Here is a 14,871-nt window from a genome sequence, read left to right as displayed (position 1 = left end):
GCCGACCCCCCGCCCGCCACCCAGCCTCCGACCACGGCCGGCACGGGCGGCGGCACGACGGGCGGTTCCTCGGGCGGCTCGTCCTCCGGCGGCTCCTCAGGAGGCTCCTCCAGCGGCGGCACGCTGGGTGGCCTGCTGGGCTGACGGCCTGCCTGCGGCGGCCCGGGACCTCGGTCCCGGGCCGCTTCGGCTGTTCAGAGGGCCCGGCCCTGCGCGTGCCCGTGTCCGTACCCGGGGCCCGTGCCCGTGTCTGTACCGGGGTCCGCGCCCGTGGTGTCTACCGGGGCCCGTGCCCGTGTCCGTACCGGGCGAGCTCGCTCGCGGCCTCGGTGAGATCCTTTGCCGTGTCGATCGCGCGCCAGTAGGCGCCGTGCGGCAGCGGGAAACCGGCCAGCCGGCGCTCGCGCGCGAGCCGCGGGAACGTCATGCGTTCGTGGTCGCCGCGGTCCGGCAGCAGCCCTCTGAAGGCCGCCGAGAAGACGTACACGCCCGCGTTGATCAGGTACGGCGACGGCGGCGCCTCGATGAAGTCCAGTACGTGCCCGAAGGGGTCCGTTTCGACGGCGCCCCAGGGGATCCGCGGCCGGGCCAGCGCCAGCGTGGCCTCCGCGCCCCGCTCGTGGTGGAAGTCCGCCATCTCGCGCAGGGAGAAGCGCGTCCAGATGTCGCCGTTGGTGGCGTACCAGGGCTGCTCGGGGCGGGGGAGTGAGGCGGCGGCGTACTTCAGTCCGCCGCCGCGGCCCAGCGGTTCGTTCTCCACGACGGTGGTGACCCGCAAGGGCAGTTCGGCCTGGTCGAGCCAGTCCTGGAGGACCTCGGCGAGGTGGCCGCAGGAGACGACCGCGTCGGTGACGCCCTCGGCGGCCAGCCAGGCGAGCTGATGGCCGATGATCGGGGTCCCGGTGCCCGGGATCTCGACCATCGGCTTGGGCCGGTCATCGGTGTACGGGCGGAGCCGCGAGCCCTGGCCGCCTGCCAGGACCACGGCCTGCGTGGGATGCGGATACGGGACGCCTGTCATGTTCCGCACCCTATGCGGCGATCGCGGTGGCCGAGGATGGCCACCGCGACCAGGGGGCCGTCGGTCGGTTTCCGGGCGCTCCGCGAGGGAACGCCGTGCGCCGTGTACGTACGTACGTCACGTCACCTGTCACTTCGCAGTGGCGACCCCGCTCGCGAACGACGTGTCGCAGACCGGCCGCGAGTACGCCTGCGCACGGTGCGAGGCGCCGTACTTCTCGACCGCGGCGCGCCCCAGGGCACGGGCGATGGACGCGCAGTGCTTGGCCAGCGACGGGCGCTTGGTGGTGGCTTCCTGGAGGTGGGTCAGGGCGGTGCCCGGGTTCTTCTCCTGGAGTTCGGCCAGGAGCTGGTCGCGCAGGACCTCCTGAGGGGCTCTGTGGCGGGGCTGCTGGTGGCTGGCGGCCGTACCGGAGGACGCGGTGAGCATCTGCGACTCGGAGGTCGGCGAGGCCCACGGCACGCGGGTGACGGCGAGCGTCCCTGAGAGCACGAGGACGACGGGCAGGACGAGAGCGAGAGTTCGGCCGATACGCCGGGCTGCGGAGTTCACGTCCGTGATGGTAGCGAGCAGTGATGATATGGCGACATTTAGTCACTCGGTCGAGGGATGAATTCGCCTGTCGTGCGTTGAGTGATGTTGACGCACACTGCTCGAAATGGCCGAACTGCCGGGGTATTTGTCGACAACTGAGAAGCTCACGTACCTCCCCATCCCGCCCGCCGCTTCAAACCGCCGGTACCGCAAGCACTTCGCGTCTCCCTGAACCAGCGGGCCGAACAGCGGAAACGGCGGCCGAGGCAGCCCTCCACAAGGAAGGCCACCCCGCCCGCCGCCAAAACTCACCCGTTCCGGGCACCTACAACATGCTCACGCGACTGACGCGTGGGGTATGTGCCGCTCTTTCGGGCCTCCCGGGCTCCGCGCCTCAGTCGCTGAGCCGCTCGCCCGTGGACGTGGAGAAGACATGCGTCTCGCCCGGCCGCGGCACGACGTGCACCTGCGTGCCCTTCTCCGGCACCTGCCGGCCGTTGACACGTACGACCAGATCCTTGACCTCGCCGCCGACCTCGGCGGTGCCGTACACGTACCCGTCCGCGCCCAGCTCCTCGACGACGTTGACCGTCACGGCGAGCCCCGCCGGCGCGTCCGCGGCCTCCTTGGCCAGCGTCTTCGCCGCGCTGCCGTTCTGCTCCACGATGTCGAAGTGCTCGGGCCGCACGCCGACCGTGACCGTACGGTCCCCCTTGTCCGCCGCCGCGCTCAGCGCCTCCCGGCTCACCGGCACGACACTGTTCCCGAACTTCACCCCACCATCCGTGATGGGAACCTCCACCAGGTTCATCGCGGGCGACCCGATGAACCCCGCCACGAACAGATTCGCCGGCCGGTCGTACATGTTCCGCGGCGAGTCGATCTGCTGCAGCAGCCCGTCCTTGAGGACGGCCACCCGGTCGCCCATCGTCATGGCCTCGACCTGGTCGTGCGTGACGTACACGGTCGTGATCCCGAGCCGCCGCTGCAGCCCCGCGATCTGCGTACGCGTCTGCACACGCAGCTTCGCGTCCAGGTTCGACAGCGGCTCGTCCATGAGGAACACCTGCGGCTCACGCACGATCGCGCGCCCCATGGCCACACGCTGCCGCTGACCACCGGACAGCGCCTTGGGCTTCCGCCCCAGGTACTCGGTCAGGTCCAGGATCTTCGCCGCGTCCTCGACCTTCTGCCGGATCTCGGCCTTGTTCACGCCCGCGATCTTGAGCGCGAAGCCCATGTTGTCCGCGACCGTCATGTGCGGGTAGAGCGCGTAGTTCTGGAACACCATGGCGATGTCCCGGTCCTTGGGCGGAAGGTGCGTGACGTCGCGGTCCCCGATGCGGATCGAGCCGCCGTTGACGTCCTCCAGGCCCGCGAGCATCCGCAGGGAGGTGGACTTGCCGCACCCGGACGGCCCGACCAGGACGAGGAACTCCCCGTCCTCGATCTGGATGTCGAGCTGATCGACGGCGGGCTTGTCGGAACCCGGGTAGATGCGGGTTGCCTGGTCATACGTGACCGTAGCCATGGTGATATGTCCCTTCACCGGCAGGAACGTGCCGGACGATCCGAGTAAAGGAATGAATGGGGCAGTCCGATGCGCGATGTGGTGTAGTCCACTGCACACGAACTGCCAGGGACGGTACCGGCACCGGCACCCCATGTCAGTAGCCCGGACATCACCAAAATTCTCCGCCCAGGTAACCTGCAGCCCTGGGTACACTTCACCAGACACGCCTCCTTAGCTCAGCTGGTCAGAGCACCGCTCTTGTAAAGCGAAGGTCGTCGGTTCGAATCCGACAGGGGGCTCTGCGCGCGAAACCGCGCTGAACAGCGCAAACGCCCCGGCCGGGCCCTCGAAGGGGGCCGACCGGGGCGCTTTGACATCGATACCTGACATCAGCCGGACGGCTGCATGATCACCGCCCGCGCTCGCCCCGCCGCTTCAGCAGCCGGCCCATGCGACTGATCGCTTCTCTCTGTGTGTCCCGACGATCGGCGAACGTCTGGCGCTTCGGCGTATCGCAGCAGGTGTACGGCGTGCCGGCAGCGCGGCCCGCGGACGACGCGACACGTTGAAGTGAGAGGCGCGCGCCTGCTCACTCAGGTGGCATACCGCCCGAGCCGACCGCGAACGGGCGCCCTCGGTGCCGCCATGGGCCGGGAAAGAGTGGCGAGCGCAGAATCCCCAGCCCCATACAGAACGACGCAATCGCGGCCGCCGCAGTTCAGGGCACGTGTGCCCGCACGATGAGGGTTCCGATGTGGCCCTCTTCCGGTGCGTCGAGCACGCTCGCCGACGCGGCAGCAAACCCTGCTCGGGTCAGCTGTCGTTCCCACACCGCGGGCCGGTAGCTGTAGCGGTAGGTGAACATCGCTTTCCCCGCGAAACCGCCCTTGTACATGCCTTGCGGTCCGTAAGCGCCCGGGATGGCCGGCGGTTGGGAGAACGCGAACACGCCACCCGGATTGAGGCGGGCCCGTACGAGCGGGAAGAGCCGGCCGGGATCGGTGAACCACGCGGCTCCGAATACCGAGTAGATCGCGTCGTAGGTGGCATCGTGTGCAGCAAGGTGTTCCAAGACATCGCCGTGGTGGAACGTCGTCCCTGTCTCAGCCCATCGCTCCGACGTCTTCTTGACCATGACCGGCGACAGGTCGACCCCGTGCGCTTCGATGCCCCGGGCGGCGAGGTACGCCAGGGCCCGGCCCGTGCCGCAACCGATCTCAAGCACGGTCGAGGGCTCGCCGAGGATTTCGGGGCCCGGACCGTGCCCGAGTTGTTCGAGCACCTGGAGAAGGACGGTCTCCCCTCTGGCCGGTTCAGGCGTCTTGAGGACCCACTCATGGTTCTGACGCCAGGGGGGACGTACGTTGTCCAGGGTCGGGAGGTGACCGACCCCGACGCCTTGGCACGGATGGAGATTCCGGACTACGAGACCGTGGTCGAGGTCTCCAAGGCCGCGATCACAGTGCTACTGGAGGAACCGCGTGGAGCTGATCTCCAGCGCCGAGCGCAACCAGCTCTTTGAGAGCTTCGCGCACGACGCTTTCCACTTGGAGCTGAGGGATGACTACTCAGTCCCAAACGAGGAGGGCCCGTACGGGGACTGGCTCAAGGGGACAGTCGACGACTCGTTCATGGAACCGTGGTTGCAGCTCATGAGGCGCGTCACCGACTCAGGGAAGGCCGTGCGCCGGGTGCGGGTCGTCACTGAGCCGCACAGCTCCTACATCCGGTGGGAATACGCCACTACCAACGTCAACGAAGAGGCCGGCGAGTCCATTCGGTGGCTTCCGCGTCACAAGTTGCCCGCGGGCTTTGGGCTACCCGTGGCGGGTAACGACTGGTGGCTCTTCGACGACAAGCTCTTGGCCGTGGGGCACTTCGACGACGCGGGGCGCGTCCTGGGCTCTGAGGTCATCGAGGACCCCACCATCGTCGATGAGTGCATCCGCGTCCGAGACCTGCTTTGGGACATGGCCACCCCACACAACGAGTACAAGCCCTGACTGTTCCGTGAGTTACCAAGCACAAGAGACACGCGAGGCGTTGGGTGCCCGGCTGCGTGGATTCCGCAAGGACGCGGGGTTCAGCAGCGGCCGGGCCTTCGCTGCTGCCACCGGCTGGCAGGAGTCCAAGGTCTCTCGCATCGAAAATGGTAAGCAGAACGCGAGCGAGGAGGACATCCGCGTCTGGTGCCAGACGACTGGGCGCGAGGCTGATCTCGCTGACCTGATCGCCACAGTCCGCCACATCGACGAGATGTGGATGGAGTGGCGCCGACAGATCCAGGACGGGGCCGAGAACCGTCAGAAGAAGTCACTGCCGCTCTACCAAAAGACCAAGGTCTTCCGGATCTGGGAGCCCGCCATGATTTGGGGCACCATCCAGACTGCCGACTACGCCGAAAACGTCTTCGAGCAGGTATCGAACTTCCACGAGACACCGGCTGATACGCAAGCCGCCGTGGCGAAGCGCCTCGAACGGCAGAAGTATCTCTACGAGGGGAACCGGATCTTCAACGTGCTCCTCGGCGAGCAGGCCCTCTACTCGAACCACGGCGGCTCGGAGGTCATGAGGGCGCAACTCGATCGTCTGCTCGCCGTATTGGCGCTTCCGCGGCTCAGCCTAGGCATCATCCCGCGGTCCGCTCCGCTTGCTCTCTGGATCGGGCACGGCTTTTCGATGTTCGACGACAAGCTCGTCATGGTTGAGACGTACTCTGCGGAGATATCCGTGACACAGCCGAGGGAGATCGAGCTATACCGCAAGGCATTCGAGATTCATCGCCAGTCTGCCGTCTATGGGCAATCTGCAAGAGACCTCATCTTGAACGCTATCGATCATTTTGATCGTACGGGAAGGGGAAGCCGTGGCTGAAGTGCCGCATTGGCGTACCAGCTCCTACACGAAGTCAGATACCTGCGTCGAAGTTGCCGACAACGATCCTTCCAAGGTCATGGTCCGGGACACCAAGGACCGGGACGCCGGCACTTTGGCGTTCCCGCCGGCCTCCTGGGCCAACTTCGTAGAATTCAGCAAGACCGCCAGCGTCTGAGAACCCTGCTCGCTGGGGATCGGCTCGGCGGTCCTCCGCCGGTCGGCGCGGCACATGCCCAGCAGTACGGACGGCGTACACATTCAGTACGGATGAGGCCGGGAAGCCTCGGGATAATGAGTGACAGGGCGGGATTGGTTTCCGCAGGTCAAACGCGCCCCGGCCGGGCCCTCAAAGAGACCCGACCGGGGTGCTTTGACATCCACGATCGACACCAGCCGACCGGCTGAATGATCACTTCTCGCGCTCCCCTCGCCTCTCTTGAAGTTCGCCGTCCATGCGGCCTACCGGGCGCTGGAGGCAGAAGGGCTGGTCATCGTCACGAGGGCACGGCACCGTCGTGCGCCAGCAGACTTCGCTCAAGCGACTCGGCATCGCCCGGTACGACAAGGCCGAGTGGCGCGATTCCGACGAGGTGGCCTTCATCGCTGACCGTGTGGCCACCGGTCGCTCGTACCGGCGTGGAGAGCAGACTCAGACCGTCAGCCGTGTCGAGGCCCCGCCGGCCGTCGCTGCTGCCCATGATCTGGTGCCCGGCGCGGAGGCGTACGCACGGGCCTGCCTGGTAAAGGAAGCGAGCAGCCGACGCTCACCCTGACGAGCTATTACCGTCCCGATCACGTGGAAGGCACGCGCATCGTCGACCCGACTCCGGGGCCCGCCGGCCGCGGCGGTGGCTTCCGGGTGCTGTACGACGCCGGGTACGAGATTGACCACATGACCGAGGAGCTGTTCGCCCGCACCCCCACCGCCGACGAGGTGAAGCTCCTGCAGCTGCCTGCTGGTGAACCCGTCGTGGAGCTGCACCGGACCACGTACACGGCAGATGGCACCGTGGTCGAGTACGCGATCGGTGTTCATGCCGCCTCACGCTTCGCCTGGAAGTACGACTTCAAGGTCCCCGACTCCACCCGCGACGGAAAGGCCGCACAGTGATCTCCGAGCAGGTACGGGCAGACGCGCGCCGCATCTGGGACTACCACCAGATGCACCACGAGCCGCGGCCCTGCTCGGTCGCGATCGGCCTGGGCAGCCACGACCTCGGTGTAGCGACCACGACGGCGAACCTGTACCTGGCCGGCCTTGCGCCCTTGATCGTATTCACCGGCGCCAACAGCCCCACGACGCGCGAGCGGATGCCCCGCGGCGAAGCGGTGCACTACAAGGAGCACGCCATCGAGCTGGGCGTGCCTGAGTCAGCCATCATCGTGGAGCCCAAGGCGACGAACACCGGCGAGAACATCCGCTTCTCCCGCGCGGCCCTGGACGAAGCCGGCGCGATGGTCGAATCGATCCTCCTCGTCACCAAGCCCTACGAGGAACGCCGCGCTTACGCGACCGCACGCCAGCTCTGGCCCGAGGTAGACGTCATCTGCGCCTCCTCACCCATGACCTACGAGGAGTACGTCGACTCCATCGGCGACGAACCCCTCGTCATCGACATGCTCGTAGGCGCCCTGCAGCGCCTCATGATCTACCCGAAGCAAGGCTTCATGGTCGAGCAAGCCGTGCCGTCCGAAGTTGCTGAGTCGTTCGAACGCCTCCGCCATGACGGCTTCACCAGCCGACTCGTAGCCGCATGACCCGATGAGCACCCCACTGCACTCGGTATCTGTCGCTGGCGTGGTCGTACGGGAAGATGGCCGTATCCTCGCGATCCAGCGGGCAGACAACGGCACCTGGGAGCCACCCGGCGGAGTGCTGGAGTTGGATGAGAGCCGCAGGGCGGCACCCGCCGCGAGGTCCAGGAGGAGACTGGACCCCTGGTGCAACATGGCGGGTGTTCGTAGCCCTGGTCTTCCGGTGCAGCCCGATCGGCGGCACTGAGCAGACCTCGACAGAATCGCAAGCGGTGTCGTGGCTGACCGCTGAAGAGGTTGACGAGCGGATGAACGAGACCTTCGCGATCCGAGTTCTGGACGCACTCGGCGGCGGAGGCCCGCATGTCCGCACCCATGGCGGCTACAACACCATCATAGGTGAGTGAGTAATAACCTTCTCTGTGGGTGCAAGGCGGCTCCCTCCGCTCACCGTGAGCGGCCCGCCCCCTGTCCGGGCCTGCGCTCCGCAGCTAACGATTGACCCGATTGACTCGAACTGAGGAATCGCCGTTCGGATTTCCCGCGTCATGATCTGACACGTCGATCAGAAGTCTGAAGAGCCATATCAAGCGAAGAGATCTAATGACGCCAAAAAGTATTAAGTATTCTGCGACCCAGCCGCCCAGGCCGATCTCTTTCTTTGTGTCAGACATCATTACTGCAAGGCAACCGAATGAGACCAAAAGCATGGAAGTCAGTAGGCCGACCCAGTTGCGCCGGAGGTGAACACCGAACATCTGACGCAGAATAGTCATTCGCTGGCCAGAGCTGGTCGCGTACTGGCTGATCGCCGCTGTCCCGAATCCACCAACGATCGCTGCTACTGAAGCGATTGTTGCATAGATGTTCATGCGTTGGTCGGCGTCGTGATCGACTAGGATGTGGTGGCCTTGTGCCAAAGCTAATACGCCTACCGACACGGCAGTTAGGGCGAAGTCGACGGTGGGGTGATGGCTCCACTGGTTATAGACGTACCCCCGTGCACTGCGTATTGCGCCCATGGCGCACCCCCTTCAGGCTCAGTTGGAGCCTAGGGCATGGCACTGACAGCAGCTCTCAAGTCATGTTGGTGCTCCATGGCTGCCTGCATCACAGCCTGCACTGCTGCCTCGAACCACGGGCCGGCTCCGCCTCCGCGAGGCAGCGTCACTTGCTTGGACGCCGTGATGTGATCATTGACGAAGTTGATCTTATCCTCGACGATGCTGCCATCGGATGCAGACAGCATCACTTCAGCAATGGCCCGATCGATCACGCCATGGGGACCAACTAGGCTCCCGAATTCGGAGAGGAATTCGCTAACACTTGCGTGCAAGCGACGTTCGCCTCTTGCTCTGGCAGCACTGCGCGAGAGCCCTCTCCCCTTCGGGATTTTTATGGTCAGAGTGATGAGTGCGTCTGGATTCTGCTTGTGAGCGTGCCGAGCGAAGTCGCCTAGGCCGTCAACGGACATGGGAAAATTCGATGTTGCGGCGGGGCGAAGGCGCATCTCGAAGAGATTGACTGATTCGGCGTCCCTCAACTTTTCCCAGGCGTTCTTGCCTATCAGGGGGATTATTGCCAGGTCCTCTTCGATTCCCGAGTGCATCGCGTTCAGCCACCGCTGTAAAGCTGTCGGCCTCGGTGCGGAAGCGCTCCCTTGGATAACCCCGATCACATTGCCGTACGGGAGGAAGCAAATGATTGTTGTATCGACAACACTTCTATTTCCGTCAAGCTCTAGCGCGTCGATTCTTTGAGCTTCGTAATCAATTTGCTGCAAGTCTCCATCACGGAGGCGAGCTAGCACTAAATGCCTGCCGTGCGAGGAGTTGATTGGCTCGCCGATGTAAACGTCATCGTCGTGCACCATATGCCGCTCATGCACTGTGAGAGCGCCGAGGTTGTCTAGGACGAAGGTCCAGTCAATAGGGTCAAAGCGAAGGTGGCCAGCACCTTTTGCTCGGACGACCTCATAGAAGGCGACGGTCTTCCTCCGGTGTCCGCTCAACTCGGCCCCCAGCGCGCGTTGGTCATGTGCAGGTGTCAGGTGCAGAGGATAAGTATGGCGAGTGCATGTGATGCCCCGTCAACCGGATCATGCGACTCAGTGACCGAGTCGACAGAGCAATGAGCCGATGGATTGGCCCCACTGATCGATGACCATGGTTAGCGCCAACGTTGATCACCGGGATCCCAGACGGGAACCTACTTGCGTCGCAGTTCAGCAAGTGCTTGGCCTACGGTGAGGTCCGAGCGTGCGGCCCTGTGGAGGCTGTACAGCGCTTCGGTCACCAAGCCACTCGAATCGGCGACGCTGGTCGGCGTCGCCTGAACACGGGTCAACAGGGCCCACACTCGCTTCCAGAATTCGAGCGCGACTGAGAAGGTTGGCTCTAGGGCACCTGGCTAGCCGAGGCTCGCGGCGAGTTCTCCGTTCTCGGCCTGCTTGGCAGTCAGCTGCACGGTGCCGCGGTGAGAAACCTCTACCTTGTAGGTCTTCTCGCCCTTCGGCACGTCGAGCACGGCGATCTTGAAAGTGCAGGCACCCGCCACGCCCGACGTAGATCTGCCCAGGCCACCCGTCGCAACGACGTCGCCCTTGGCTCCGTACACGGGGCGCGGTGCAGGACGAGGCCAGCGACCAACAACGCTGAGTATCCAGCGATAATCAATCACTGATGGGCAGGCGGTACGCGTTCGTGGTCATCCGGTGGCCACCGGCGAAGCGTCGGTGTCCGGTAATCGGCGCGGTCACTTCTAGCTGCGGCCACATCATCGGCCTCACCACTTAAGTCGTCATCACGGTCATCACCCCCATCGTTGTCACCCTCGTCAGCACCCTCCCCTTCCTCATCACGCAGAGGCTGACTTCCACAGCGTTAACATCTGCACCGGAGAGGCGGGAACAAGCATGGGCATGAACCAGGGGCAGCGATGTCGTACCGAAGTCGTACGCTTATGTATGGGAGATGAAGCAGGTCTCCTCCGGACCGCCCCGGTTCCTCCGGCGGACGTGGGCTCGACCCACCGCCCCGCCTAGATCGTCACTTTGGTTGGCAGCGTTCCCTGTCTACGGGTCATCGACTCCCTCGAACAGGTGAGAGCCCAACCTCAGCAGGAGGAGCCCCCTGTGAGCCTGTCCCCCAACGCCGTCCGTGCTGCGTGGTCGGACGAGTCCTTCCAGGAGAAGGATTCCGCCGGCTTCTACATCATCGCTGCGGCTGTCCTGGAGCCTGCATCCCTGGAGACCGCCCGGGACGCGATGCTGCAGCTGCGCGGTCGCCGTGCGATCTCCAAGTCCCACTGGACGGAGATGGATCGGGCTGGCAAGGAGCGCGCGGTCGAGCTGGTGGGCTCCATAGCCAACCTGCACGTAGTCGCGATCGGCTCCCCGGTGCCGGCGAAGAAGCAGGAGCGAGCGCGGAGTAAGTGCCTGCGCGAGCTGGTGACCCAGCTGCACGGTTTCGAGGTCTCCCAGCTCTACATGGAGGCTCGGGAAGGCGAGCTCAATCGTCGGGACGTGCGGACGGTCCAGCAGGCCCGCCAGTACGGTCTGCCCAAGGGTACGAAGTTCCGCATCGACCACCTGCCGGGAGGGACAGAGCCGCTGTTGTGGGTCGCCGACGTCGTGGCCGGCGCTTGTAGAGCTGAGCAGCTGGGAACGGGAGAGTTCCGGGAAGCCCTGGGGGATACGGTCCTCGACTTTGAGGTGGCCACGGACTGCTGAGCGGGCCCAGAAATGCGCCGAGCCAGGCTCCCGGTCTGCCCCAGGTCACCTGGCTCCACTTTCGGTGGCCCACGACCACCGACGACGCGTATAACTGTACTCCCTTCTGCCCTCGGCCACCAGAAGGCGGCTAGAAGCAGTCCCGCATGCGGCCCCGGCGCAGCCCGCTGCCTACGGGCGCTAGCTGCTAAGGCACTGGTCAGGCCCGGTTCCGGCACTAGAGACACTGCTAGCACTAGCAGGCGGGCGACTCTTCGTGGGGTGGCTCTTGCAGGTGCCGCGGAGTCGCAGCGCTCAGCGGGCCGTCGCACGTACTTGAACGGCGGTATAGGCGGCGGCCGGGTTCCAGTCGCCACGCGATCCGCAGGCGGGAGAGCTGTCAGGGGAGCGATTCCCCCAGGTGTCCCCCGAGCCCCAAGTCGTGCTTTACCGGGCAGGTCCACAGACTGCCCGACGCGCCGCAAGCTTACGGGGCCATGATCACTCGCCTCAAAGCAGCGCCAGTCCAAAGCCGCTCCGCCGACCTCGGGTTATGACCGCCAACTCCCCTCGGAACTTCTTTCAGGCATAGTGCCGGGTCGATAAAGGGAGCCAGAAGAAGCAGCCGCCAGCCACGCTGCCCATCGATCAACAAATTCCGATAGGTCGCCCATGTCGAGTGCGGTGAAAGGCCAAGCGACTTGATATTTAGCCATACCCCTCCACAGGGCTTTAGCTGAGTTAATGCCGGGCGTCAAAGCGTAGGGGGCAACCGTTTGAAGTGATTCGCGGATAAGAGGGGAAGTCATGAAGGCAGTCTCATACCATCGGAATCTCCCCTCTTCCTTTGCATCACAATACCAAAGCGAGTGACTGCGCCCTTCATATTGGCCATGAGGGGTGCTCGTCGTCAGCTTGATGGAAGCATGTGCGGCGACACTAAATAGAGGAGGGTCCCAGTCACCCCAGGGAGAAGAGGAAGTTGCGATAATGGAGGAGAAGATCAGCTTACCGGCTCCCAATCGAAGAGCCCAGGCAGTCAAATCTCTTTCCTGTACAGCCGCAGGTGGGGCGGATTCAGTGATGGCCGTTTTCAGCGCCATTGAGATCACTTGAAGTTCGCTTTCGGCGGCGGCGAATAGCTCATCCCGGCGTTCCTCCTCGGAACGCTTCTCCGAGGCGAAGCGCTCCGCCTCGCTGTGCCGTAGTACCTCCGCATGAGCAGCCTCTTGCAGCAGGGCGAGCCCTCCGGTCGGAGCAGTAGCAGCCATTTGCTGAAGGCGCGTGAGCAAGGCTCTGGGGCCGGGACGAGCCCCTTGCGCCTTATGCAAACATTGGATGACAAGCGCGCGCATTGTGGTGCTTCCGGCGGGAGGGTTTGGTGCCGTCCTGCGCAAATGGGCCTCGCGGAACTCATAGGGCTCCGATCCAGTGAATGGGAGAACTCCCGCAAGTAGCTCATAAGCAATTACTCCGACTGCATATACGTCGGTGCTACTATCGGCCCTCTCTTCCCTCCAGCGCTCCGGGGCCGCATACGGTGGAGACATGGAGAACTTGTGAGTGTCCGGAGCAGTAGTGGCAGACGCATAGCGGGAGATTCCGAAATCAGCCAAGCACCACTTGCCATTCAGTAGTAGGATGTTCTCAGGCTTCAGGTCTCTGTGAACCACCCGGCCTTCCAGATCCACCAACGCTTCGGCGATGTCAGTGAGGACGCTCAACACTTCTGGCTCGCTGAGCTTTCCTCCAGCTGAGATTGTGTAGTCTCTCAATGACCTATCGGCTCTGGGCATTGCCAATGCCCAATCGGTTTCAGTCTCTCCGGAGTCGATGATGGGGACGGCGTTGCGGACGGAGTCCAGATCCACGAACAACATCTCACGTTCGGCCCCTGGGGATTTGGGAACCAATTTAACGACCGCACTTAGGTCACCTGATTGGGCGGCAAATACCTTTCCGAACCCTCCTCTGCCGACACGCTCGCCAAGCTCCCACTCAAGCTTTCGCAACTGAATCCGCATGGCGCCTCGATTCGTCAATGCCACTGAAAGAAATAAATGTCCCACAACTTCGGGGCGAACGTGGCGCTTGCAGCCAGGTAACGCTGGGCCCCAGCAGCCGCCGGGGGGCACGCTGCGTTGGCAGTTAGGGTCTCAAGTTATGCCGCGGGCGGTCATCCGTGGCCACCAGTCAGCCCAGCGAGTCGCTAGCGTCGCATGCGACAGTCACACTCAGGGACCACAGAGAAGCGCAGCAACCAGCAACCGGTCCCGATAGCGGCGCGCAGGCCGTGGATCATCGATGGCAGGATCTTCATAGCCACGCATTGGTGATGCCCTGGCCAGGTACTTTTTCTGATACGGAAGCGCCTTCGGAGCTGTGTGCGCACCGTCGTACGGCTGAGCGTGAGAGTGACCTGGTTGACATCCGTAACTGACATCAACCGCGGTGGATGCGAACGGATTCGGTGGCCCATTCACAGAAGAGACATGGCAACGTCTGGTTGGTTGGCCGTTCTCTTGGTCGAACTTGTAAAGCGAAGGTCGTCGGTTCGAATCCGACAGGGGGCTCTAGGTGCTGTACTGCGAAAACGCCCCGGGCCGGGAACGGTTCGGGGTTTGGTGTTTGGGGGTGGCGTCAGGCGGATGCAGTTGTGTTGATGATGGCGAAGGTGGCGTTTTGGGGGTCCTGGAGGATGGCCATTCGGCCGGCCATCATGTCGAAGGGGGGTGCCAGGACGTTGCCGCCGGAGCGGGTCAGGGCGGCGACTGTGCTGTCGGTGTCGTCTACTGCGAAGTACGGCAGCCAGTGTGAGGGGATGTTCGGGGGGAGGGCGTCGAGGGCGGAGAGGGGCTGCAGGCCGGCGACCATGCGGCCGTTCGCTGAGAGGGAGCGGTAGCCCTGTGCGTTCTCCATGGGGGTGGCGGTGAGGTCGAGTGTTGTGGAGTAGAAGGACGAGGCGGCGTCCGGGTCGGTGGTGTTGAGTTCGTTCCAGACGATGGCGCCGGGCTCGTTGACGATGCCGGCGCCGAGGAAGTCGCGGGCCTGCCAGAGGCCGAAGACGGCGTTTGTGGGGTCACTGATGACCGCCATGCGACCGAGTGTGAGCACGTCCATGCCCGGCATGATCACTTGGCCGCCGTTGGTGGTGGCCGCGTTCGCGGTGGCGTCGACGTCAGCGGTGGCGAGATAGGTGGTCCAGGCGGCCGGCGGCATCGGGTCGGGCACGGTGCCGTCCGGGTTCATCGCCGCCATGATTCCGGCGACCGGTTCGCCGTTCAGTGAGCAGACCGCGTAGCCACCGGTCTCGGGCGGGCCGATCTCGCCCTGCCAGCCGAAGAGGTCACGGTAGAAGTCGAGCGCGGCCTGCTGGTCAGGGACCATGAGGTCGGCCCAGCAGGGGGTACCGGGGGCGTACGGGCCGGTGACTTTGGGCACGAGCGGTCTCCATGGGTGAGG

Annotated in this window: 15 protein-coding genes, 1 tRNA gene and 2 pseudogenes; 9 read left to right on the top strand and 9 right to left on the bottom strand. The window is 64.3% G+C overall.

What is annotated here, in order from left to right; translation table 11 throughout:
* Window positions 1-277: 277 nt before the first annotated feature.
* The 3 genes from CCS38_RS00205 to CCS38_RS00195 form a co-directional block, all read right to left on the bottom strand.
* The gene (locus CCS38_RS00205) at window positions 278-1,021 is read right to left on the bottom strand and encodes a nucleotidyltransferase family protein (RefSeq protein ID WP_223731125.1); all 744 of its coding nucleotides are present in this window, start codon (window positions 1,019-1,021) and stop codon (window positions 278-280) included.
* A 129-nt stretch (window positions 1,022-1,150) separates the two neighbouring features.
* Window positions 1,151-1,573, bottom strand: a complete 423-nt coding sequence (locus CCS38_RS00200; protein WP_223731124.1) for a hypothetical protein — start codon at window positions 1,571-1,573, stop codon at window positions 1,151-1,153.
* 376 nt (window positions 1,574-1,949) lie between these two features.
* The gene (locus CCS38_RS00195; RefSeq protein ID WP_223731123.1) at window positions 1,950-3,086 is read right to left on the bottom strand and encodes an ABC transporter ATP-binding protein; all 1,137 of its coding nucleotides are present in this window, start codon (window positions 3,084-3,086) and stop codon (window positions 1,950-1,952) included.
* A gap of 207 nt (window positions 3,087-3,293) precedes the next feature.
* Here CCS38_RS00195 and CCS38_RS00190 point away from each other — a divergent pair.
* A tRNA-Thr gene (locus tag CCS38_RS00190) sits at window positions 3,294-3,367 on the top strand.
* A 419-nt stretch (window positions 3,368-3,786) separates the two neighbouring features.
* Here the strand turns inward: CCS38_RS00190 and CCS38_RS00185 are convergent.
* The gene (locus CCS38_RS00185) at window positions 3,787-4,350 is read right to left on the bottom strand and encodes a class I SAM-dependent methyltransferase (RefSeq protein WP_223731122.1); all 564 of its coding nucleotides are present in this window, start codon (window positions 4,348-4,350) and stop codon (window positions 3,787-3,789) included.
* Between CCS38_RS00185 and CCS38_RS00180 the strand changes: the two genes are divergently transcribed.
* From CCS38_RS00180 to CCS38_RS00150, 7 genes and pseudogenes are all read left to right on the top strand, one after another.
* On the top strand, window positions 4,339-4,590 hold the full coding sequence (locus CCS38_RS00180; RefSeq protein WP_223731121.1) for a hypothetical protein: 252 nt from the start codon (window positions 4,339-4,341) through the stop codon (window positions 4,588-4,590). The genes CCS38_RS00185 and CCS38_RS00180 overlap by 12 nt on opposite strands.
* Entirely contained in the window at window positions 4,550-5,071 is a 522-nt protein-coding gene (locus CCS38_RS00175; protein WP_223731120.1) for a DUF6879 family protein, read from the top strand. Before CCS38_RS00180 ends, CCS38_RS00175 begins: the two co-directional genes overlap by 41 nt.
* A gap of 7 nt (window positions 5,072-5,078) precedes the next feature.
* On the top strand, window positions 5,079-5,942 hold the full coding sequence (locus tag CCS38_RS00170; RefSeq protein ID WP_223731119.1) for a helix-turn-helix domain-containing protein: 864 nt from the start codon (window positions 5,079-5,081) through the stop codon (window positions 5,940-5,942).
* Window positions 5,935-6,120, top strand: coding sequence for a DUF397 domain-containing protein (locus CCS38_RS00165; protein ID WP_223731118.1), 186 nt, complete (start codon window positions 5,935-5,937; stop codon window positions 6,118-6,120). The genes CCS38_RS00170 and CCS38_RS00165 overlap by 8 nt, the downstream gene beginning before the upstream one ends.
* Window positions 6,121-6,381: 261 nt before the next feature.
* Window positions 6,382-7,056, top strand: a pseudogene (locus CCS38_RS00160) (UTRA domain-containing protein).
* Window positions 7,053-7,703: a YdcF family protein gene (locus CCS38_RS00155; RefSeq protein WP_223731117.1), complete on the top strand. Its 651-nt coding sequence runs from the start codon at window positions 7,053-7,055 to the stop codon at window positions 7,701-7,703. The pseudogene CCS38_RS00160 and the gene CCS38_RS00155 overlap by 4 nt, the downstream one beginning before the upstream one ends.
* Before the next feature lie 4 nt (window positions 7,704-7,707).
* Window positions 7,708-8,107: pseudogene (locus tag CCS38_RS00150) on the top strand (NUDIX hydrolase).
* A gap of 84 nt (window positions 8,108-8,191) precedes the next feature.
* Here CCS38_RS00150 and CCS38_RS00145 read toward each other — a convergent pair.
* The 3 genes from CCS38_RS00145 to CCS38_RS00135 form a co-directional block, all read right to left on the bottom strand.
* The gene (locus CCS38_RS00145; protein ID WP_223731116.1) at window positions 8,192-8,722 is read right to left on the bottom strand and encodes a hypothetical protein; all 531 of its coding nucleotides are present in this window, start codon (window positions 8,720-8,722) and stop codon (window positions 8,192-8,194) included.
* Between the two features lie 29 nt (window positions 8,723-8,751).
* A complete protein-coding gene (locus CCS38_RS00140) occupies window positions 8,752-9,573 on the bottom strand; it encodes a hypothetical protein (protein WP_223731115.1) in 822 nt (273 codons plus the stop codon).
* Window positions 9,574-10,109: 536 nt separating this feature from the next.
* Entirely contained in the window at window positions 10,110-10,316 is a 207-nt protein-coding gene (locus CCS38_RS00135; RefSeq protein ID WP_223731114.1) for a hypothetical protein, read from the bottom strand.
* Window positions 10,317-10,833: 517 nt separating this feature from the next.
* On the opposite strand from CCS38_RS00135, the gene CCS38_RS00130 reads away from it, so the two are divergent.
* The gene (locus CCS38_RS00130; protein WP_223731113.1) at window positions 10,834-11,430 is read left to right on the top strand and encodes a hypothetical protein; all 597 of its coding nucleotides are present in this window, start codon (window positions 10,834-10,836) and stop codon (window positions 11,428-11,430) included.
* A 530-nt stretch (window positions 11,431-11,960) separates the two neighbouring features.
* Here CCS38_RS00130 and CCS38_RS00125 read toward each other — a convergent pair.
* Together CCS38_RS00125 and CCS38_RS00120 are read right to left on the bottom strand one after the other, a co-directional pair.
* The gene (locus CCS38_RS00125; protein ID WP_223731112.1) at window positions 11,961-13,457 is read right to left on the bottom strand and encodes a serine/threonine-protein kinase; all 1,497 of its coding nucleotides are present in this window, start codon (window positions 13,455-13,457) and stop codon (window positions 11,961-11,963) included.
* Between the two features lie 592 nt (window positions 13,458-14,049).
* Window positions 14,050-14,850 carry a VOC family protein gene (locus CCS38_RS00120; RefSeq protein ID WP_223731111.1) on the bottom strand — a complete coding sequence of 267 codons (801 nt, stop codon included), beginning with the start codon at window positions 14,848-14,850 and terminating at the stop codon, window positions 14,050-14,052.
* Window positions 14,851-14,871 lie beyond the last annotated feature (21 nt).

It is taken from the genome of Streptomyces purpurogeneiscleroticus (assembly GCF_020024005.1).
In the GTDB taxonomy this organism is placed as follows: domain Bacteria; phylum Actinomycetota; class Actinomycetes; order Streptomycetales; family Streptomycetaceae; genus Streptomyces; species Streptomyces purpurogeneiscleroticus.
The sequence above is the reverse complement of the archived record's forward strand: the minus strand, read 5'-3'. Positions and strand labels throughout refer to the sequence as shown.

Excerpts from the sequence above, each read along its gene's own strand:
- CCS38_RS00205 (WP_223731125.1), bottom strand. The coding sequence starts at position 1,021 with ATGACAGGCGTCCCGTATCCGCATCCCACGCAGGCCGTGGTCCTGGCA.
- CCS38_RS00195 (WP_223731123.1), bottom strand. The coding sequence starts at position 3,086 with ATGGCTACGGTCACGTATGACCAGGCAACCCGCATCTACCCGGGTTCC.
- CCS38_RS00145 (WP_223731116.1), bottom strand. The coding sequence starts at position 8,722 with ATGGGCGCAATACGCAGTGCACGGGGGTACGTCTATAACCAGTGGAGC.
- CCS38_RS00140 (WP_223731115.1), bottom strand. The coding sequence starts at position 9,573 with ATGGTGCACGACGATGACGTTTACATCGGCGAGCCAATCAACTCCTCG.